The following is a 20,507-nucleotide window of genomic DNA, read 5'->3' as shown; positions in this document are numbered from 1 at the left end:
GCTTAGCCAGCGAGCTTTTCGGCCTGCCGGGTGAGGCTGAGCAGCAGGCCGTGCTCGACCTTTTGCTGCTCCTCGTTCAAGGCGCGCATGGCTTGGTCGAACTGGCCGTCATTGAGCGGCACGCGCCGCAGCAGTCCGTTTTCGTCCAGCGGGTTCTGCGGCAGCACAGGCCCCAGGGCTTCAAGCACCGAGGTGTCCAGGCGGGCTACGGGTTCATGGCTGTCGTCCAGGCAATGGAACAGGTAGTCATGGCCCACTCGCCAGAAATCGGTGAGCAGGCTGAATGCTTCGGCATTGTGACGCTTGAGGTATTGCACCCAGCCTGCCTGCCCAAGTATCCATGCCTGCCGTGTGTCGGCTCTGGCATCCCGGGCAAGCACTGCGCTGTGTACCTTCTCGATGATGGTGCTGTTGATCCTGGCTGTATCCCGGTAGAGCATGCCGCGGCTGGGTTCAGGGAAGTCCAGCCGGGTTGCAAGGGACTGACGCAAGGCAAGGCGGACTTCGATATCGTCGACCAGCCCGGTTTCCAGGTCGACGTCAGGAAACGCGGCTGGATCATCCAGTGAGTCGTACTGTGGCAGATCCGCATCGAACACACCGTCTTGCAGCGCCTGCTTGCGTAATGTTCTTCTCAGGCTGATGCGATCGGCCAGTTCGTTGACGATGTCCCGGCGATAAAGCTTGCGGTATAGCGTGAGCAGGGTCGTGGCCTGCTCACCGCTATGGCCTGCTGTCTCGTGTGCCAGCACTTCGATCTCCAGTGCACTGAAGGCATCGGCACCGGCGTCACCGCAGGTTGGCGGATACGCGTGCGCCACGTCGGCAAGGCGTTCGCGCAGCGCCGTGTCGCGCCCGGCTTTCTCCAGCAGGGCCCAGACTCTGCGGCCCAGGTTATCTGGCTCATGCTGCGCCTCGGCTGACTGTACCAGGCGTTCGAGTACCCCAAGCAATTCACCGTTTTCCCCTTGGTCGAACAGATCGGACCAGAGTTGGTCCTGGTGGGTGGAGGCGGTACTGCGCCACAGTGTCTGCCATTCAGGCATATCGGGTGCGTGTTCAAAGACCTGGACGCCGCTGGCACGCAGTTGCGCACGGGTTTGCGCTTCAAGCGTGTTGTAGTTTAGGTGCCAGCGCCGCTCGGGCGCTCGCGCAGCGACATCCCGGGCGAACGGGGTGCGCAGGATGTCCGCAAGATTGGGCAGGGTTCGAATGCGGTTGAATGACAGGTCCAGGTGACGCAGCTGGTACTGATGCTGGCTCATCAGCCGCGTCAACCCCTCGGGCCATTGCCGCAGGTCGCTGTTGTTCAGGTTCAGGGTGCGCAGGCGACCCATGTAGCTGACGTCGGGGGCATGGCCCAGTGTATTGAAATCCAGTAAGAGTTGCTGGGGATGGATCATGGCCTGGAAGGCCGAGGCCAGGGTTTGATCGAGGGTAATGGCATTACTGCCCAGGTTGAGTACATCCAGCCGTAGGCCAGCCAGCAAGGCGAGGCTGGCAGCGTCCAGTTGCAGGCGGTTTCTGCGCAGGTTGAGGTTGCGCAGGCCGGGCATGGCCGACAGGGCCTCATGAGCCAGTGGCGAAAGGGCCGGTAAAGCATTTCCATTCAGTTTGAGCGTATGTAGTCCAGGTGCAGATTTCAGTGCCTGGAACAAGGCCTCGGCGTCCATGTCCGGGTTGCCGGCTACCTCCAGTGTGCGCAGGCCAGGAAAACATGACAGAAAGTCTCCTTCGAGGCGCTCGAGTCTGAGCCCTTCCAGTGTAAGGGTGCGAACATGCGGCAAGCGTGCCGTGAGCGTTGGCAGCCTGCGCAACTGCATGCGGTCCAGCGTCAGCGCCTCGCGGGCAGCGCCACCTTCACGGCCCCAGGCGGCCAGCACCCGCTCGGCAAAGTGTGAGCGATCGAAGCGCTCGTCCAGCTCAGTCGCGCCGCCAACCCACCTGTTCAGGTCCTGGCGCAAGGTGCGTTGCTCGGCTTCCAGCCGGCTGATCTGCGTTCCCAGGTTGCCCGCCTGTGCCAGTTCTGACTGCAGCGCGCTGAGCTCTCTGTGGTCGAGCTCAGGAAAGAGCGCGCCCAGGCGTTGCGCTGCGCGCCCGGCACCTCGGCCGCTGAGCGGGTAGCCGATACGGCCGGCGGCAAGGCGCAAAGGTGAACGATAGCCAGGTTTGATGGGCTGCTGGCCAATCAGCGCGGCGCAGTTTTCGCGGTCGGCGAGCGCAACCTCAAGCAGTTGCGCAGCGCTTGCCTGAGGATGCTGGCCCAGCAGGCCTTCGGTCAGTTGCTGGCTGTCGCTATTGGCCAAATGCGGGCGGTAAAGGCCCATGATGGCGCGGTCCAGCCGTGTGCGGGCTTGCAACTGGCGCGCTTCTTCGGCTATCCGTAACGGCACACGTCCAGTTGCCAGGCGTGCGCGTTCGGTATGGCTGGCCGCCTGGATGACCTCTTCCAAGGCACCAGGTGGTACACCGGGGAACTGCCTGCGCAATGGCTCTGTCGCGTCACTTGCAGGCTGGGCATGGTTGCTCAGCATACTGTGGTATATCGCCTCGCGCTGGCTTTGCAGCTGTTCGCCCAGCCTGGTGTTCAGGGCCGAGGCCCACAGCTCAGAAGGCAGGTCGCCGAGCATGGCACGCACGTGCCGCTCGTCCAGTTGCGTTACGACTGCATGGCCCAATTGACCATTCTCCAGATCCGAGCGGGTCATGCTGATTTCCACCTGACCAGGGGTGTCGAGGGCGCTATACCGCACCGCATCACCCCAAGGTTCGGGGCCGATGAATACCTTGAGCACGTGATCCTGCGGCCAACCTGGCAAACGCACCAGTTCCGGCAGCGCGTAGTTCTTGTAGGCAGCCAGTGAAAGGCCTTGCCGCACTCGGTGGATCAGGTTCTGCACCTGGTTGTCCAGGCGTATGCGCAGCAGCATGTCCTCCAGCAGAGCCGGAGGGCGCAGCCCTTTGGCATGCATGCGGCGCAGCACACTGGCGTCTGTACCGGTACTGCGCATCGCCGTGACCAGCTCGCTGCTGTCCAGCCCCTGGCTTGAGTGGCCAAGACGCTGCAGCAATTGCGTATCGTCCCACTGCAAAGGCTGTTCATGGGCCAATAGCCAGCGCCCGTCACCCTGATGGTGTAACAGTGGCGCGTAGGCTGCTGGGTCGCTGGGGTGGCGGATGCGCCATTGCTGGTCAGGGTCCTGGAAAGTCTCATAGGGCGTGCCTTCCAGCACGAGGTAGCGTTTGCCCTCGAGCTCGTAATGCCCAAGTTCATCGGGCAGGCCTTCTGTTGGCAGGGTAATCGGGCTGGCATAGGGGCTCATGTCCGGATGCCACAGTTGCAGGCGGTCTTCATGCCATACCGCTTGCATGGCGTCGACGAAACCTGACGCCGTTATGACCTTGGCTCCGCCGGCAAAACCGGCGATCGCGGCAGCATTGATTACCAACGATTCAACCTGGGCCAGTGCTTGTGCAGTGTCACCTTCTTCCCAGGCCTCAAATCCGGTAAACACCGAATCCATCAGTTGGTAAGCGAAAACGCCGGTCATTACCGCGTTCAGGCCGGGCACGAAGAAGGCGGCGATGTTCAGCACATTCATGCCCATATCCAGCCAGTACCGCAGGTGTTTCTGATAAGCCTCGGCGTCGACATCGGCTGTTGGGACAGCCAGGACCCTGGCGTCGGCCTTGAGGCGGGCGAGGTGGGCGTGGTAGAGGGTTGGCCACAACTCACTTCTTGTCTGCGATGGCAAGATGTGGAAGTTCGGCGACTTGCGTGGCCGTTGTCTGCCTTGCTCATCGATCTCGAACAGGGCGTCCCATAGCTTGCCCGCCAGCATGGGCTGATCGCGTCTGTAGGCGAGCCCGATCACGGTTTCGCGGAACGTGCTGTGCAGCAGCCGCTCTCGGAAATACTTGGCAGCAGCCTGGCGGGAGGGGTATTCGCGCACAGGGTGTTCTTTGTCGCCCGGGAGGTGGACGATGCAGGGGGTGATTGCATCATCCCTATCGGCACCGATGAACAGCATCTCGTGCAAGGGGATGTCGAACAGGCGCAAACGCCAGCTATGCAGGGGATGGCCGTCGTAAGCTGGTTGACGTACGCCGTCGCACAGGTCGTTGATCGCGGCAAGGCCTTTTGCGCTCAGCAGGCCTTTGAGCGAGGCGATGTACGCCTGCACGCGCAGTTCCTCTTGGCTGGCACGCATCGACAGCTGACTGATTTCCTCCTTGCGCGGGCCTTCATAGATGGCCTGCAGGTGATCCTGATATTGCTGGCCAAGGTCCAGTTTGCGGCAATGCCGCACGAATTGCGCCATGGACAAACCGGCCAAGGGCGTGTCGTCGCCCGGCGCGCAGGTCAGCTCGCTGTAAGGCCCGACTTGTTCGATGCCTTCGAAATTGTGCAGGGCGGCTTCAAGCAAGCTGCGCGACTGACGAGGGCCTACGGGGCGGGTCACAAAGGTCTCTTCCTGCAGGGGCGCACCCAGCGGTACTTCCGGGCTGCCGGCGCCCGGTCCATAGTTGATGACCGTCTCGAAAGGCTGGAAGTTGTACTGGGCCTTGTCCACGGCCACTTTCAGACCCAGCCGGCTGCTCAGCAAAGGGCTGCAGAACGTGGTGATGTCCTTGAAACCGACAAGGGCGTTGCTCAGTTGGGTAACGCAGCTGTCACGTCGCCCGATGAGCATGCGCAACTGCTCACGATGCTCTGGCTGCGCGGTCGCATACCAGCTGTAGGGCGCGCCATCTTCATCCACGTAGGCCGCGCGTGCGCGTTGCACGATGCCTCCGGCATGCGTGGGATGCAGGGTACGGGCCCATTCGGGCAGGGCTTGGGTGATCAGGTCTTGGTGCAGGGCAATCGCATTTTGCATGGGATGAGCCTCGTATGGGTGGAGGCGGTAGTCGACACCACTGGCGAAGCGGGCGTGCGGTAGATAGTTGCCCGTAAGGGTCGGTCTCGTGCATGCATGGGTCGGTAAGAGGCCAGCAGGGCAGGCCACGCTGCGAGATGGTGGGGTGAAGGCATGGCGCCAGTGTTCAGCGAAGGAGAGTGCGATGCGTTCGCTATGCAGTCCCAAGGATCACCTGCTTGACCTCGACGGTATTGAGATAGCGGTACGCACGTGGGGAGCCGAAGACGGTATACCGGTGCTGGCGTTGCACGGCTGGTTGGACAATGCTGCCTCGTTCGAGCGCCTGGGGCCGTTGCTCGATGGTTGCTTCGTGATCGCCCCCGACCTGGTCGGTCACGGCCGCTCCGATCACCGACGCCACGACAGCGGCTACTACCTGTGGGAGCATGCCGAGGATATGCTGGCGGTGGTCGACAGCCTGGGACTGGCGCGGTTTCATGTGCTTGCCCACGGTATGGGTACAGGCATTGCCTCGCTGCTGGCCGCCATGACCAGTGGCATCGCCAGCATGACCTTCCTCGACGGCATGGGGGCGCCGTTCACGGTTGCCGAGGATGATCGCGTGCAGCACCTGGCCCGTGCCTATCGGCTCAAGCGCATGGTGCAACGCAGCCAGTTGCACGGCTTTGCCGACAGCGCCGCAAGCCGCTTCGACAATCTGGAAACTGCCCTGCAGCAGCGGCGCAAGCGACTCGATGCCGAACTTGCCGACGACGCCGCACGCTTGCTTGCCATGCGTGATCTGCTGCAGTTGGCGGATGGCTACTGCTGGCGTCATGACCCCCGGCTGGTGTTGCCCGAACCGATGCCACTGACTGAGCGCGAGGCGTGCGACCTTCTCAGTGAAATTCGCTGCCCGCTTTACCTGATGCTGGGCAGGCAGGGGGCATTTGTGGGCGGTGCCTTCGAGCAGCGCGAGGCAGCATTGCCCAGCCATGCCAGGGTGTCATGGCACCCCGGTGGGCATCACTTCCACTTGGAAGCGCCGGACCGAACAGTGGTGGAGCAGATTCTACGTACCCTGGCCCGCCATGATGCCGGCCTGCTTCAGCGCCTGGTGAACGAGTAGCGGGGGATGCGCTGCTGGGCTATGGTGGCCGGGACCTCTGTGCAATCGCCTCAAGGAGCGCCGGCATGAGACCCTTCGCCATCAAGCACATCGACCACCTGGTGCTGCGCGTCAGCGACCTGCAGCGTAGCGTGGCCTTCTACCGTGACCTGCTGGGCTGCACGGTCAGCAGGGAGCGCGAGGACCTGGGGATGGTCCATTTGGCAACGGGTACGGCCATGATCGATCTGGTCACTCTCGATGGCCCACTCGGGCGCACCGGTGGTGCTGCACCCGGGGCTCAAGGGCGTAACCTTCACCACTTCTGCCTACGTATAGAGCCGTTCGATGAACAAGCGCTGACCGCCTACCTGCAAGCGGCCGGCGTGGCAGTGGAGCCTGCCCAAGCGCGCTATGGTGCCGAGGGCGAGGGGCTGTCACTGTATTGCTACGACCCCGATGGCAATCAGGTCGAGCTCAAGGGGCCGGTGTCAGCGCAGTGCGGTCCTTGACCGGGTTTCAGGGAACCGGACTTCGCCGATGCTGGCAAAGTGGATATCCCGGCAAAGCCGATTATGCTTGAAATACCTTGCTGCGATCCGAGGCGGCCAGCCTCGTCGTGCTTCGCAACCAAAGCAAGCCCCTGGGGCCTGGGTGCGACGGTGAAATGGGTGTGAGGTACTCCGGCCTGCGATAACCACAATCCGGAGGCAACCCATGGCGGTTCTCGACAGCGCATCCACGGGCAGTAGCGCGCCCCAACGCGGCATCACCAAAGAAGAGCGCAAGGTCATCTTCGCGTCCTCCCTGGGTACCGTGTTCGAATGGTACGACTTCTACCTCTACGGCTCACTGGCGGCGATCATCGCCAAGCACTTCTTTGCCGGGGTCAATGAAACCACATCCTTCATTTTCGCCTTGCTTGCCTTTGCCGCTGGCTTTGCGGTGCGACCGTTCGGTGCCATCGTGTTCGGCCGCCTGGGCGACATGATCGGGCGCAAACACACGTTTCTGATCACCATCGTCATCATGGGCCTGTCTACCGCGATCGTCGGGCTGCTGCCCAGCTACGCAACGATCGGTGTGGCAGCCCCGATCATTCTGATTGCCCTGCGCCTGTTGCAGGGCCTGGCGCTGGGTGGCGAGTACGGTGGGGCGGCCACTTATGTGGCCGAGCATGCCCCCAAAGGCCGGCGTGGTTTCTTCACCTCGTGGATCCAGACCACTGCGACGCTGGGCCTGTTCCTGTCGTTGCTGGTGATCCTGGCCTGCCGCACGGCCTTGGGTACTGAAGCATTCGAAGCCTGGGGCTGGCGCATCCCGTTCCTGCTGTCGATCCTGCTGCTGGCGATTTCGGTGTACATCCGCATGCAGCTCAATGAGTCGCCGGTGTTCATGAAGATGAAGGCCGAAGGCAAAGCCTCGAAAGCCCCGCTGACCGAATCCTTTGCACGTTGGGACAACCTCAAGGTGGTGATCATGTCACTGCTCGGCGGCACTGCCGGCCAGGCCGTGGTGTGGTACACGGGGCAGTTCTATGCGCTGTTCTTCCTCCTTCAGACGCTGAAGATCGACCCACAGACGGCCAACCTGCTGATCGCCGGCTCGTTGCTGATCGGTACGCCGTTCTTCATCTTCTTCGGCAGCCTGTCCGACCGCATCGGGCGCAAGAAAATCATCATGGCAGGCTGCATCATTGCCGCCTTGACCTACTTCCCGATCTTCAAAGCGTTGACCGAATACGGCAATCCTGACGTCTTCGTTGCCCAGGAGCAGAACCCGGTGGTGGTCATGGCCGACCCTGACCAATGCGCATTCCAGTTCGACCCGGTGGGCAAGGCCAAATTCACCAGCTCGTGCGACATTGCCAAAAGCCTGCTGGCCAAGCGGGCGATCCCGTACCAGAACGAAACGGCCGAGCCTGGCAGCGTGGCGCAGATTCGTATCGGTGAGCGGGTGATCCCGAGCTTCGATGGCAGCAGCCTGGCTGCGGCTGACCTGAAGACCCAAGGCGACGCCTTTACCGCAACCCTGGCGGGTGCCTTGAAGGAGGCGGGTTACCCCGAGAAGGCCGACCCTGCGAAGATCCACTACCCGATGGTGCTGTTGCTACTGACCATTTTGGTGATCTACGTGACCATGGTATATGGGCCGATAGCGGCATGGCTGGTGGAGCTGTTCCCGGCACGTATCCGCTATACCTCGATGTCGCTGCCATACCATATCGGCAACGGCTGGTTCGGCGGCTTCCTGCCTACCGTGGCATTTGCCATGGTGGTGGCCACCGGTGATATCTACTACGGGCTGTGGTACCCGATCGTGATCGCGGTGATGACAGCGGTGCTGGGGATCTTCTTCCTGCCAGAGACCAAGGACCGGGATATCACTTGAACCTGATGTAGATATTTCAGGCCCCATCGCCGGCCAGCCGGCGATGGGGCCGTCATTGAAAACAATCAGTCGAAATACCCACGCAAGCTGAAGGCATAGCCCAGATCCACGTCCTGTGCCTCGCCTGGGCTCCAGCGTTTGGTCAGCACGAACTCGAACGCCGGTTCGTACAGCCCGTCGCGCACGACGGCGCCGCCCAGCACCTCGACGTCATACCAGCCATTGTCCAGCTCGATGATCGGCCGCCCCGGCACTTGGTAGCGGGCGAGCAGGTCGCCGAGGGTCTTGTTGGTGAAATGCTGGAGGATGCGCCAGGTGTACACCATGACCGCACGGTTCTCGACCTGTAGCACATAACCGCCGCGCCGGTGTTTCAGGCGGCTGCCGGGCTCGAGCAAGGCGGGAGTGTCGCCTTCGAGGGTGAAAATGATGTGGTAGGGCAGGTTGTCGATCCCGGCCAAGGGTATGACGATGCCTTCACGTACGGCCCTGTCGCCGCTGTCGGTGTGGGTGAATTCGCTCGCGAGGTCATCGGGCAAGTCATTGTCGTGCTTGAAACGGTCGAGCAACTGAATGTCCCCGACCAGAAAGTAATCGACCAGGTCGTTGAGCACTTCACTGAATTCGTGGCGCATTGTTTTTCCTTGTTGTAGCGCACCGGGAATAGCGGCAAATGTAGCCAATGGCGGGCTGGCCTGCCATTGGCCACGGTCAATGCTTCTGAGCGATCTGGATCAGGTTGCCGCAGGTATCGTCGAACACCGCGACGGTGACCGGGCCCAGGTCGGTGGGTTGTTTGGTGAACTTGACCCCGGCCTTGCACAAACGCGTGTACTCGGCCTGAATGTCGCGCACGCCGAACGACGTCGCTGGAATACCGTCCTGGCGAAGCGCCGCCTTGTAGGCCTTGGCCGCAGGGTGGGAATCGGGTTCCAGTACCAGCTGAACACCATTGGGGTCGTTGGGTGAAGTGAGAGTGAGCCAGCGGTACTGGCCCATGGGGATGTCGTCCTTGGGCTCGAAACCCAGTACGTAGTGGTAGAAAGCCAAGGCCTTGGCCTGGTCGTCGACGAGGATGCTGGTGACAACGATTTTCATAGGCTCACACCGTTCCTGCGGCTGTTTACCTTCCAGTAAAGACGGTTTGCTGCCGGGTGTGGCAAAACAAGAATATGTTCAAGCCATAGGCAAATCCTTCATCACCGGGCCGCCCGCCACTGCAACGGCACGGTAAAGTGGCAGGATAATTCAAAAGGGCGCCCCAACCGGCGCCAGAGAGGTGCCTGTGGCTTCCTATACCTTGCGACAACTCAAATACTTCGTCACCACCGTCGAGGCCGGCAGCGTTGCCGAGGCATCGCGTCAGCTCTATATCGCGCAGCCGTCCATTTCCACAGCGATCAAGAGCCTGGAAGAAAGCTTTGGTGTGCAGTTGTTCATCCGCCACCATGCCCAAGGTGTTTCGCTCACCCCCAGCGGCAAACGCTTCTACGCCAAGACCAAATCGTTGCTGCAGATGGCCCACGAGTTCGAGCAGAACGCGCTGGCCGACAACGATACCGTGGCCGGCCAGATCGATATTGGATGCTTCGAAACCGTGGCCCCGCTATACCTGCCACGCCTGATTGCCGGTTTTCGCGAACGCTACCCGGGCGTTGACATCCGTTTGCGCGATGGCGAGCAGCAGGAGCTGATCCAGGGCTTGACGGCTGGTACGTTCGACCTGGCGTTTCTCTACGATCATGACCTGGATGGCACCATCGAGGCTGAGCCGCTGATGGCCCCTCAAAAGCCCTACGTGTTGCTTCCTGACAAGCACCGCTTTGCTGGCCAGTCGCAGGTGTCACTGCGTGACTTGTGCCCGGAGCCGATGATTCTGCTGGATGTGGCGCCGAGCCGAACTTACTTCGTCAGCCTGTTCAACGAGATGGGGCTGACGCCAAACATTGTCTTCAGTTCGCCGTCGATCGAGATGGTGCGCGGGATGGTGGGGCAGGGGTTCGGTTTTTCACTGCTGGTGACCCGGCCGCATTCAGAATGCACGTATGACGGGCAGAAGCTGGTGACGGTGGACATTGCCGAGCCGGTGGCCTTGTCGGGGCTGGCAGCGGCGCGGTTGAAGCGGGTGCAGTTGACCAAGCCGGCGCAGTTGTTCGTGGAGTTCTGCCGGGAAGAATTGGGCAGAATGTAAATTACCGGGGCGCAGCGCGCCCCAGTCACCTCACTCAATCAAGCGTGATCCGGTACCACCGCAATCACATCGATTTCCATCAGCCATTCAGGCTGGGCCAGGCCCGCCACTACCAGCCCGGTGGAAATCGGAAACACGCCCTTGAGCCACTTGCCCACTTCTTTGTACACCGGCTCACGGAAACGCGGGTCGGTGATGTAGGTGGTGGTCTTGACGATATGCGACAGGTCGGAGCCTGCTTCTTCAAGCAGCTGCTTGACGTTCTTCATCGCTTGTTCAGCCTGCGCCCGAGGGTCGCCCAGGCCCACCAGGCGGCCTTCGAAGTCGGTACCGACCTGGCCGCGCACATAGATGGTGTTGCCGGCGCGCACGGCTTGGCACAGGTCGTTGTCCAGGGTCTGGTTAGGGTAGGTGACCTTGGTGTTGAACATGCGGATGCGGGTATGGGTAGGCATCAGTGGGCTCCGAGGGTGCTGACGTTGCTGATCGAGGTAGGTTGCTGCTCATCCGCTTCACGCTGTTCGCGGTCGCGGTAGGCCAGGTAAGTGCGCTGGGTGGCGATGTGGCCGGCGACGTGCTTGGCGTCGTGCCAAACGCCCCAGATGAACGACGAACCGCGGCGCGACAGCCAGGGCAGGCCGAGGAAGTACACACCCGGCTCGCGGGACACGCCGCGCTGGTGCTGGGGTTTGCCGTTGGCATCGAAGGTGTCGACCTGCAGCCAGCTGAAGTCCACGCCGTAGCCGGTGGCCCAGATGATGCTGGTGACATTGGCCTTAGCCAGGTCCAATTCCAGTAGCGGGTTGCTGACGCAAGCCGGGTCCGGCAGGCGCTTGCGTGCTTCTGGCTCTTGCGGCAGGTCCAGGCCGTTGCGTTCGATATAGGCATCTGCAGCGTCCAGCAGGGCCAGGTAGTTTTCGTCGCCACGGCGGATGTTGTCGGCCAGGTTGTCCTGGAAGCGTGCCACACCGTTGTCGAACGACTGGGTCAGGCCGACCAGGGTCATGCCCTGATGGGCGAGGGCGCGGAAGTCTACGGTGTGGCCGCCACGGGCACCGCTGACGGCAATGGTCACGTGCTCGCGGCCTGGCTTGGCGATCTCGGCATCCCATTCGCCCAGCACGCCCAGCCACCAGCAGAAGTCGCGGTTGCGATAAGCCCGTGGCGGACGATCGTGGGCGCCGACCGACAGGTACACCTGGCGCCCGGCGCGCATCAGCTCTTCGGCGATCTGCACGCCGGAAGAGCCGGCACCTACCACCAGCACTGCGCCTTCAGGCAGCTGCCCGGGGTTGAAATAGGCGGCAGAGTGGATCTGGTGCAGGTGCTCATCCTTTGGCGCGATGGCCGGGATGACCGGACGCTGGAACGGGCCGGTGGCGGCCACCACGCGGTTGGCCCGAATCACCCCCTCATTGGTCTCGATGGTGAAGCCTGGGCGGTCGGCATTGCGCACCACCTTCCTCACCTCGATGCCGGTGCGCACCGGCAGGTTGTACTTGCGCACGTATTGCTCGAAGTAGTCAGCAACCTGGTCCTTGCCGGCGAAGGCGTCGGGGTCCAGGTTGAATTCAAGGCCGGGGAAGCGGTCATGCCAGACCGGGCCATTGGCGACCAGCGAATCCCAGCGGCCAGTGCGCCAGGCCTCGGCGATACGCTTGCGCTCCAGCACCAGGTGCGGCACGCCGAGCTTGCTCAAGTGTTCGCTCATGGCCACGCCGGCCTGGCCGGCGCCGACGACGAGGGTGTCGATTTCAATAGTGTTCAGTGTCATGTCCGAGCCCTTGTTCAGGCGGTTTTTGTCAGGTCGGTTTGGAGGACCGCCGTTACCTGGGGCCAGACTAGGGATGCACGGAAAATCGCGAAATTAGTATTTAACGAGTACTTGCCGATAAAACGGCGAAGGCCTTGCTACACAAGGGATACAGGAAAGTTCGCGGGGTTTGGGGGCTGTTTTTCGTGGCGATGCCCGGCCTTAGTTTTTTCCTGCTCAAGGCACAGGAAAAAGGTGGTTTCGCTCACTAAAAGGTTCTGCCCAGAATGCTTGCAATCGCCCAGAACAACAGGAGCCTTTTCATGACGTTCTCCATCATCGGACGCTGCCAGGAAACCGGCCAGGTCGGTATCGCCATCAGTTCGTCGAGCATCGCAGTAGGGGCGCGCTGCCCTTGGGTACGTGCAGGCGTCGGCGCCGTTGCCACCCAGAACATTACCTTGCCGGCCCTCGGCCCACAGATTCTCGATGCCCTGGAACAGGGCCAGCTGCCGCCTGCTGCAGCGCTGGACCGGGTGCTCAGCGCCAATGGCTGGAGCGAGTACCGCCAGGTAACGGTGATCGACAGTAACGGCCAGGTGGCGCTGTTCACCGGCAAACAGGCGTTGGGTGTGCACAACGCCGTGGCCGGTGAGCAATGCGCGGCGGCCGGTAACCTGTTGTCTTCGGTACAGGTCATCGAAGCCATGGTGCAAGCCTTCGAACAGGCCGGCGGGCACCTGGCTGATCGCCTGCTGGCGGCCATGCATGCGGCTATGGCTGCAGGCGGCGAGGCAGGCCCGGTGCACTCGGCGGCGCTGAAGATCGCGGGCGAGCTGACCTGGCCACTGGTGGACCTGCGCGTGGACTGGGCCGATGAAAACCCGATCGGTGTGCTCGATGGTTTGTGGCAGGCGTACCGCCCGCAGATGCAGGATTACGTCACCCGCGCGCTGAACCCGACGACTGCACCGAGCTATGGGGTGCCGGGTGATGAGTGAGTTCACCAGCCGCGCCCTGTTGGCCCGGCTGATCGGCTATGCCACGGTCAGCCGCGACTCCAACCTGCAGCTGATCGGCTTCATCCGCGACTATCTGGCCGAACAGGGCGTGGACAGCGAACTGTTCCATAACCCTGAAGGCACCAAGGCCAACCTGTTCGCCACCATCGGCCCCGCAGATGTTGGCGGCGTGGTGCTGTCCGGGCATACCGATGTGGTGCCGGTGGATGGCCAGGCCTGGACGGTCGAGCCGTTTGCCCTGAGTGAACGCGATGGGCGCCTGTATGGCCGTGGCACGGCGGACATGAAAGGTTTCATTGCCTCGGTCTTGGCAGCAGTACCCGCATTTCTTGCGCAGCCGCTGCGCATGCCGGTGCACCTGGCGTTTTCCTATGACGAGGAAGTGGGTTGCCTGGGTGTGCGCTCGATGCTCGCCGCGCTCGAACAGCGGCCTGACAAGCCGCGGCTTTGCCTGATTGGCGAGCCTACTGAGCTAAAACCGGTACTCGGCCACAAAGGCAAGCTGGCCATGCGTTGCCAGGTGCATGGCGCGGCGTGCCATTCGGCCTATGCGCCGTATGGTGTGAATGCCATCGAGTATGCCGCCAGGCTGATCGGCAAACTGGGCGAGATTGGTGACGCGCTGGCGCTGCCCGAACAGCACGACAAGCGCTTTGACCCGCCGTTCTCGACGGTACAGACAGGCACCATCAAGGGGGGCAGGGCGCTGAACATCGTGCCTGAAGAGTGTGCGTTCGACTTTGAGGTGCGTGCATTGCCAGGCTTTGAAGCGCAGACGGTGGCCGATCAGTTGCAGGCCTATGCCGAGGCTGAATTGTTGCCGCGCATGCGCACCGTGAACGCGGCCAGTGCCATTCATCTGGAGCCGCTGAGTGCTTATCCAGGGTTGGCCACACCTGTCGACGGCGAGGCGGCGCGGTTGGTCGCATTGCTCAGCGGGTCGGATGAATTCGGTACGGTGGCGTTCGGCACCGAAGGCGGGTTGTTCGATCAGGCGGGCATCCCCACCGTGGTGTGTGGCCCGGGGAGCATGGAGCAGGGGCACAAGCCGGATGAGTTTGTCAGTGTCGAGCAGTTGCAGGGGTGCGATGCGATGCTGTCGAGGCTGGTGGATTACCTCAGGCAGGATTGAGAAGGGGCCGCACAGCGGCCCCCGGGGATCAGAAGGTCGCTTTGACCTGCAGCCCAACCACCAGCGCGTTGTCGATGTCCTGCCCGGAGAAGGCACCAGGCTCGATGATGTATTGCACATCCGGGCGCAGGTTCAGCCATGGCGTCGCCTGGTAGCCATAGCTCAGCTCGATCAATTGCTCGGCGCTGTCGATGTCCGGGAACTGCTGCCCGGCATTGAACGCGGCATCTTCCAGCACGTCACGGCTGCGCGGATTCGGCACGGCGCGGCCATAACCCAGCGCCACGGTGTCACGCGGGCGGCCTTCGAACGGCTTGTACAGCACCACACCGGCGCCATACCACTTGGTAAATGGCGAGGCTGCCTTGCTCGACGCCGAGTACTGGCCGAAGGCATGCAGGCTACGGCCTGGCAAACCGGCATCGTTCCACACCGCCTGGTCGATCAGCAGGTAATGGCCGCCACGGCCGGACACTTCGTCGTCGCTTCCAATGCGTTTGACGTCGGAGCTATCGTAGTAGTAGCCCAGCTTGTATTCACCTGGCAGTTCACCCTGCAGCTTGTACACCAGCTCGACCGGCACCACGGTGCCGGTGGTGTGCTTGGGCCCCAGGTGCCAGGCGCGGCTGGAGTTGCCGTTGCTTTCCGGGTCGACGTTGAACGCCGCCACGCGCAACTGCCACGACGGCGACAGGTCGTACTTCACGCGCACGCCCAGGTGGGCGTTGGGGTAGTTGGTCCAACCGCTGCCACCCGACATGTTCAGCGGGTGCCCGCAGAAGCCGGCGTTCATGAAGTTGCACAGGATGCCGCTGTCCAGGCCGCCGAGGTCGTTGCCCATGGCCATGTAGCCGAGCTTGACGTTGAGCGCCGGGGTGAACAGGGTGCGTTCGTAGCTCAGTTCGGTCAGGCGGGTGTACAGGCCGCCGTAGTTTTCCTGGATCGGCAGGCGGTTGCCCACCAGGTCTTCCGAGGCGCTGTTGCCGCGACGGTCGTTGATGGTCAGCTGGACCTTGCCGCCGTTATCCAGGCCATACAGTTTCGACAGGTCGAACTGCACACCGAACTTGAGGTTCTGCGAATAGCGCGCCGAGCGGTGCAGGCCACCGTGGGCGTTGTACGCGGTCTCACCGCTGTAGTCGCCAGTGACTTTGATGCCGTCTTCTTCAAGCTGGTGGCGCAGGCCGCCCCAGTCACCGGTCATGGTGCTGCGGGTCATGAGGTCGCCGTCGGCCAGGACGGTGGTGCTGGCCAGGGCCAGCAGAAGGGGGGAGGTGATGCGAATAGCGGATGGCATTGCGGGGTCTCGAATTGATCTTTCAGGGCCTCATCGCCAGCAAGCCGGCCCCCACAAGATCTTTCAACGAACCTGTGGGAGCCGGCTTGCCGGCGATGAAAGCGACGCGTTTTACGGCAGTGCGTAAGAAATCACGTAGTCGCCACGGTCAGTCGACTGGCGGGCGCCGCCGGCAGTGACCACCACGTACTGCTTGCCAGTCTTGGGCGAGACATAGGTCATCGGGCCACCCTGGCTGCCGACTGGCAGGCGGGCCTTCCAGATTTCGTTACCGTTGCTGCTGTCGTAGGCGCGCAGGTAGAAGTCCTGGGTGCCGGCAATGAACACCAGGCCGCCTTGGGTCGACAGGGTGCCACCCAGGGTTGGCAGGCCGATCTTGATCGGCAGGTGCATGCGGATACCAAGCGGGCCGGTATCTTCAACGGTGCCGACCGGTACCTGCCAGGCCACCTGGCGGGTCTTCATGTCGATCGCGGTCAGGGTGCCGAACGGTGGCGCCTGGCAAGGGATGCCGGCTACCGACAGGAAGCGGTTCTTGTTCACCGCATAAGGGGTGCCTTTGAGCGGTACGGCGCCCATGCCGGTGTTCAGTGCTTCACCACCGCCAGCGGCCTGGCCTTTGTTCTGCGACGGGATCATCTGGATCCACAGGCCCAGGCGCATATCGTTGACGAAGATGAAACCATGGACCGGGTCGGTGGAAATGCTGCCCCAGTTCATGCCCCCCAGCGAACCGGGGAAGCTCAGCGACAGGTCGGTGCCCGGCGCGGTGTACAGGCCGTCGTAGCGCATCTTCTTGAAGTCGATACGGCACAGCAGCTGGTCATATGGCGTGGCGCCCCACATGTCCGACTCGGTCAGCGTCTGTGCGCCGATCTGCGGCATGCCCACCGATTTGGGCTGGGTCGGGGAGTACGGCTCGTTCGGGATGTTGCTTGGCTTGACCGGAACTTCGTCAACCTGGGTAAGCGGCTTGCCGGTAGCGCGGTCGAGCACGTAGATCTGCCCGGCCTTGGTGCCGATCACCACCGCAGGTACCGACTCGCCGTCGTCCTTGGTGAAATCGATCAGGCTTGGCTGCATCGGCAGGTCAAAGTCCCACAGGTCGTTGTGCACGGTCTGGAACACCCACTTCTCGTTGCCGGTGGTGGCGTCCAGGGCCAGCACCGAAGCACCGTAGGTGTGGTCCAGCTTGCTGCGCTCGACACCGTAGATGTCGGTGGACGAGGAGCCCATCGGCAGGAACACGGTGTTCATCGCCGGGTCGTAGGACATCGGCGCCCAGCTGTTCGGCGTGCTGCGCACATAGGTGCTGCCGTCAGCCGGAGCGTTGCGGTCTTGCGGGTTGCCCGGGTCGAACGCCCAGCGCATGGCACCGGTGAACACGTCGAAGCCACGGATTACGCCGCCTGGCATGTCGGTCTGGACGTTGTCGGCGACACGGCCGCCTACCACCACGGTGGTACCGGCCATCAGCGGCGCGGAGGAGAGCTGGTAGTAGGAGTTCGGTACGTCACCCAGGCCGGCCATCAGGTTGACCTGGCCATTGTTGCCGAAGCCTTGGCAGAACTCACCAGTGTCGGCGTCGACCGCGATCAGTCGACCGTCGATGGTGTTGGTCAGCAGGCGACGCTGGCAGTTGGCGCCAGCCGGTACGCTACCGGCGGTTACCGGCGAGCTGTTTGGCTGAGTTGGCTGAGCCACTGGTGCGGTAGCGTCGAAGTAGGCCATGCCACGGCAACGCTGCCAGACTTTGGACTGGGCGTTGATCTCGTTCTTCCACAGCTCTTTGCCGGTGTCGGCATCGAGGGCGATCAGGTTGTTGTGCGGGGTGCAGATGAACACTTTGTTGCCGACCTGCAACGGGGTCAGCTGGTCTTCGGCACCGTTGCCGTCGCTGATGGCGACGTCACCGGTGTGGTAGGTCCAGGCGACCTTGAGCTTGTCGACGTTGTCGCGGTTGATCTGGTCCAGTGCAGCGAAGCGGCTGCCACCTTCGGTATTGCCATAGTGGGCCCAGTCCTTCTGCTCCTTGCCGGCTTCGACCGGGGTCATGCCCGGGCCTTTGCCGGTAGGTGCGACGCTTGGATGAGCAACGAACATGTTGCCCACAGCGATCACCAGCACCACGGCCAGCACGCCGGCGATGCCGTAGGCACCACGGCCAGTGCTACCGCCATTGGCGCGTACCAGCAGCGGATAGACGAGTGCCACCACCATGCCGATGGCACCGAACATGAACAGGCGCGAGAACAGCGGCCAGAACACCAGGCCGGCGTCGATCAGTGCCCACAGTGCGGTGCCGATCAGGAATGCAGCGTAGAGCCAGGCGCCGGCTTTCTTGCGTCGGGCAATGAGTACGCCGGCGATGGCCATGGCCAGGCCGCCGATCAGGAAGTACCAGGAGCCGCCAAGGCCCGCGAGCTTGACGCCGCCGGCAGCCAGGAGGAGGCCAAGCAGGGCGATGATCACGCCCAAGCCGACCAGGATGATGTTTGTGGCGCCAGAGGCGCGCGGTGTTTCGTTCATGCCAGGGATCTCAGCAGGTGGAATGTGCGCAGTTTAAGCCCTTAGCAAGCTAATTAACAAGTTGGTACATAATGTTCTGAGTCTGATTGTCGCAGGCTTGAACTTGCGGGTTTGTCGCGAAAAGTCTAGATCAGGCAGTGAAAAGTGCATAAAAAGTTCTTGAAACCAGCAGTCAAAAACATCAATGCACCGATAACCTGGAGCCGCGATAGCGTGTGAAGCACAAAAAAAGGAACCGCAACGCCAGGGAGAGAAGCGCTGCGGTTCAAGGGGGGAGCTGCTTAGCGCTGGGTGGCGGTGGCCGTGTTGCCGTTGCCCATCTGGGTGATGGTGGCGGCCTGGTTTGCGCCGCTCTGGTCGACGAACGCCATGTTGCCGGCGCCGCCCTGTGTCACGTAGGCGACGTTGGCGTTATCGGTTTGCTTGATGGTGGCGCTGTTGCCACTGCCGTACAGCTGGGTGGTGAAGCTCTGGTTGGCGTAGCCGGACTGGTCCAGGGTGATGGTGTTGCCGGTGCCGGTGGTGTCGCCGGTGGCATAGTTGTCGATGCCGCGCTGGTCAGCGATCAGGATGTTGTCGGTGCCGTTCTGCTCGAAGTACAGCTCGTTGTTGCTGTCGGCCTGCTTGGTTTCCATTGAGTTGTTGGTACCTTTTTGGCCCAGGGTGGCCAGTTGCAAGGTACCGTTCTGGGTCAGGTTGACGGTGTTTTCGGTGCCTTTCTGGTTGATCACGGCGGTCTGGTCGCTGCCGAACTGCCCGCCAAGTTTCTCACCCTTCCAGTTGCTGGCCATGACTTTGTTGCCCGTCCCCTGTGTGGTCACGGTCAGGCTCTGGTTATCGCCGGTCTGGTAGGTGAAGTGCAGGTTGCTGGTGCCGGCCTGGGAGATGCTGGTGGTCGAGTTGGTGGTCTCGAACTGATCGGACCAGCTGGCGTTGGATTTGCCTTGTTGATACAGGCTGGCAGTATTGTCCTGGCCCAGGCTCTGGTCGATGTAGCCTTCGTTGAGCTGGCCATTCTGGTTGACGGTTGCCTGGCTGCCGACTTGAGTGTCCTGCCAGACTTCCACCGAGTTGCCCGTGCCGTTCTGATCGATGCCTATGAGGCCGCCGGTGCCGTCGCGCTGGTCGCCGTAGGCCCAGTTCTGCTTGCCTTGCTGGTAAATCTCGATATTGCCGTCGTTGTGCGTCAGGTGTTCGGCAGCGGCATAGTTGTCCTGGCCGTCCTGGTTCACCAAGCTCTTGTTGTTGCTGCCGCCGAACAGCTGTTCGACGAAGGCTTCGTTGCGCTGGCCGCTTTGCTGGGTGGTGGCCTGGCCGCCCAGCTGGGTATCCTGCCACACGGTCGAGCGGTTCTCGGCGCCTTGTTGCATCTGCAGCGCCTGGTTGTTTTCACCCAACGACTGGCTGGCGAAGGCGTCGTTGTAGGTGCCCTCGGCTTGCTGGGTGATCTGGCTGCCATTTTCGAACAACTGCTCGCCGTAGCCGGCGTTGTACGAGCCATTGGCGGCCTGGTCGATGTAGCTGGTGCTGGTGTCCTGCACCGCCAGGTGGTTGTTGCCCTTGCCGGTCTGGTTCTGGGTGGCTGCGGCGAAGGGCGCGACGGTCTGGCTGACTTCGGCGATGTTCTGGTTGCCGGTCTGCGACTGGGTCGAGGTGCTGTCATCCGCCATGACCTGGCCGGCCACGGCCAGGAGGATAGCGGCACTTAGGGGAGCAAGCTTGAACATGGTGGTGCCTCCAGGTCTATCGGTATTGAGTGATCTGAACATGCTGGCCATTGCCGGCCTGGGTCACGGAACTGTTCAGGCCCGAGCCGGCTTGCACGATGCTGGCGCTGTTGTCGTTGCCGATCTGCTCGATGCTGGCGTTGTTGCTGGTGCCGCTCTGGCGGATCGACGCGCTGTTGCCATTTCCCTGTTGGCTGATGCTGGCCATCAGGTCACTACCTTCTTGCAGGATGTAAGCTTCCTGCGCGCCCCCGGCCTGGACGATGCGGCCCAGCAGGGCCTGGCCGTTCTGGTCGAGGGCGGCGCGGTTGCCCGAACCCAGCTGCTCGATCACCGCTACCTGGCCGGCACCTGCCGGCAACAGGCGGATGATCACCGGGTCACCGAGGTCGCTGCCGGCCGCAAGGTCGGCGTTGTCCATCAGATCGTCGGCCTGAACCTGGCCAGCGAGGGCCAGGCACAGCAGCAGTGGGGGCATGCGTCTCATGACGTTCT

The 20,507-nt window shown here is 62.4% G+C and carries 15 protein-coding genes; 6 read left to right on the top strand and 9 right to left on the bottom strand.

The window, feature by feature from the left end; genetic code table 11:
* Positions 1 to 2: 2 nt before the first annotated feature.
* Positions 3 to 4,880: an NEL-type E3 ubiquitin ligase domain-containing protein gene (locus JET17_RS15055; protein ID WP_012314817.1), complete on the bottom strand. Its 4,878-nt coding sequence runs from the start codon at positions 4,878 to 4,880 to the stop codon at positions 3 to 5.
* A 184-nt stretch (positions 4,881 to 5,064) separates the two neighbouring features.
* Between JET17_RS15055 and JET17_RS15050 the strand changes: the two genes are divergently transcribed.
* The 3 genes from JET17_RS15050 (at position 5,065) to JET17_RS15040 (ending at position 8,361) form a co-directional block, all read left to right on the top strand.
* Positions 5,065 to 5,991: an alpha/beta fold hydrolase gene (locus JET17_RS15050; RefSeq protein WP_012314816.1), complete on the top strand. Its 927-nt coding sequence runs from the start codon at positions 5,065 to 5,067 to the stop codon at positions 5,989 to 5,991.
* Between the two features lie 65 nt (positions 5,992 to 6,056).
* Positions 6,057 to 6,482: a VOC family protein gene (locus tag JET17_RS15045; protein WP_012314815.1), complete on the top strand. Its 426-nt coding sequence runs from the start codon at positions 6,057 to 6,059 to the stop codon at positions 6,480 to 6,482.
* Positions 6,483 to 6,687: 205 nt separating this feature from the next.
* Entirely contained in the window at positions 6,688 to 8,361 is a 1,674-nt protein-coding gene (locus tag JET17_RS15040; RefSeq protein WP_012314814.1) for an MFS transporter, read from the top strand.
* 65 nt (positions 8,362 to 8,426) lie between these two features.
* On the opposite strand, the gene JET17_RS15035 is transcribed toward JET17_RS15040, so the two are convergent.
* Positions 8,427 to 8,996 carry a hypothetical protein gene (locus tag JET17_RS15035; RefSeq protein WP_012314813.1) on the bottom strand — a complete coding sequence of 190 codons (570 nt, stop codon included), beginning with the start codon at positions 8,994 to 8,996 and terminating at the stop codon, positions 8,427 to 8,429.
* A gap of 76 nt (positions 8,997 to 9,072) precedes the next feature.
* Positions 9,073 to 9,459, bottom strand: coding sequence for a VOC family protein (locus JET17_RS15030; RefSeq protein WP_012314812.1), 387 nt, complete (start codon positions 9,457 to 9,459; stop codon positions 9,073 to 9,075).
* A gap of 187 nt (positions 9,460 to 9,646) precedes the next feature.
* Between JET17_RS15030 and JET17_RS15025 the strand changes: the two genes are divergently transcribed.
* On the top strand, positions 9,647 to 10,552 hold the full coding sequence (locus JET17_RS15025) for a LysR family transcriptional regulator (protein WP_012314811.1): 906 nt from the start codon (positions 9,647 to 9,649) through the stop codon (positions 10,550 to 10,552).
* A gap of 38 nt (positions 10,553 to 10,590) precedes the next feature.
* Here JET17_RS15025 and JET17_RS15020 read toward each other — a convergent pair whose 3' ends face one another.
* Both JET17_RS15020 and JET17_RS15015 read right to left on the bottom strand, forming a co-directional pair.
* Complete coding sequence (locus JET17_RS15020) at positions 10,591 to 11,007, bottom strand: RidA family protein (protein ID WP_012314810.1); 417 nt, start codon at positions 11,005 to 11,007, stop codon at positions 10,591 to 10,593.
* On the bottom strand, positions 11,007 to 12,326 hold the full coding sequence (locus tag JET17_RS15015) for a flavin-containing monooxygenase (RefSeq protein WP_012314809.1): 1,320 nt from the start codon (positions 12,324 to 12,326) through the stop codon (positions 11,007 to 11,009). The genes JET17_RS15020 and JET17_RS15015 overlap by 1 nt, the downstream gene beginning before the upstream one ends.
* Positions 12,327 to 12,628: 302 nt before the next feature.
* On the opposite strand from JET17_RS15015, the gene JET17_RS15010 reads away from it, so the two are divergent.
* Both JET17_RS15010 and argE read left to right on the top strand, forming a co-directional pair.
* Entirely contained in the window at positions 12,629 to 13,306 is a 678-nt protein-coding gene (locus JET17_RS15010) for a DUF1028 domain-containing protein (protein WP_012314808.1), read from the top strand.
* Positions 13,299 to 14,459: an acetylornithine deacetylase gene (gene argE, locus JET17_RS15005; protein WP_012314807.1), complete on the top strand. Its 1,161-nt coding sequence runs from the start codon at positions 13,299 to 13,301 to the stop codon at positions 14,457 to 14,459. Before JET17_RS15010 ends, argE begins: the two co-directional genes overlap by 8 nt.
* Before the next feature lie 28 nt (positions 14,460 to 14,487).
* Here argE and JET17_RS15000 read toward each other — a convergent pair whose 3' ends face one another.
* The 4 genes from JET17_RS15000 to JET17_RS14985 all read right to left on the bottom strand — a co-directional run bounded on the left by JET17_RS15000 (position 14,488) and on the right by JET17_RS14985 (position 20,499).
* Positions 14,488 to 15,756, bottom strand: coding sequence for a carbohydrate porin (locus JET17_RS15000; protein ID WP_012314806.1), 1,269 nt, complete (start codon positions 15,754 to 15,756; stop codon positions 14,488 to 14,490).
* A 111-nt stretch (positions 15,757 to 15,867) separates the two neighbouring features.
* Positions 15,868 to 18,285 carry a glucose/quinate/shikimate family membrane-bound PQQ-dependent dehydrogenase gene (locus tag JET17_RS14995; protein WP_012314805.1) on the bottom strand — a complete coding sequence of 806 codons (2,418 nt, stop codon included), beginning with the start codon at positions 18,283 to 18,285 and terminating at the stop codon, positions 15,868 to 15,870.
* A gap of 281 nt (positions 18,286 to 18,566) precedes the next feature.
* Positions 18,567 to 20,012 carry a curlin gene (locus tag JET17_RS14990; protein ID WP_012314804.1) on the bottom strand — a complete coding sequence of 482 codons (1,446 nt, stop codon included), beginning with the start codon at positions 20,010 to 20,012 and terminating at the stop codon, positions 18,567 to 18,569.
* Positions 20,013 to 20,028: 16 nt separating this feature from the next.
* Positions 20,029 to 20,499 (bottom strand): curlin, encoded by a 471-nt coding sequence (locus JET17_RS14985; RefSeq protein ID WP_012314803.1) that lies wholly within the window; start codon positions 20,497 to 20,499, stop codon positions 20,029 to 20,031.
* Positions 20,500 to 20,507: the final 8 nt, after the last annotated feature.

Origin of the sequence: Pseudomonas putida, assembly GCF_016406145.1 — a bacterium.
Classification (GTDB): domain Bacteria; phylum Pseudomonadota; class Gammaproteobacteria; order Pseudomonadales; family Pseudomonadaceae; genus Aquipseudomonas; species Aquipseudomonas putida_E.
The sequence above is the reverse complement of the archived record's forward strand: the minus strand, read 5'-3'. Positions and strand labels throughout refer to the sequence as shown.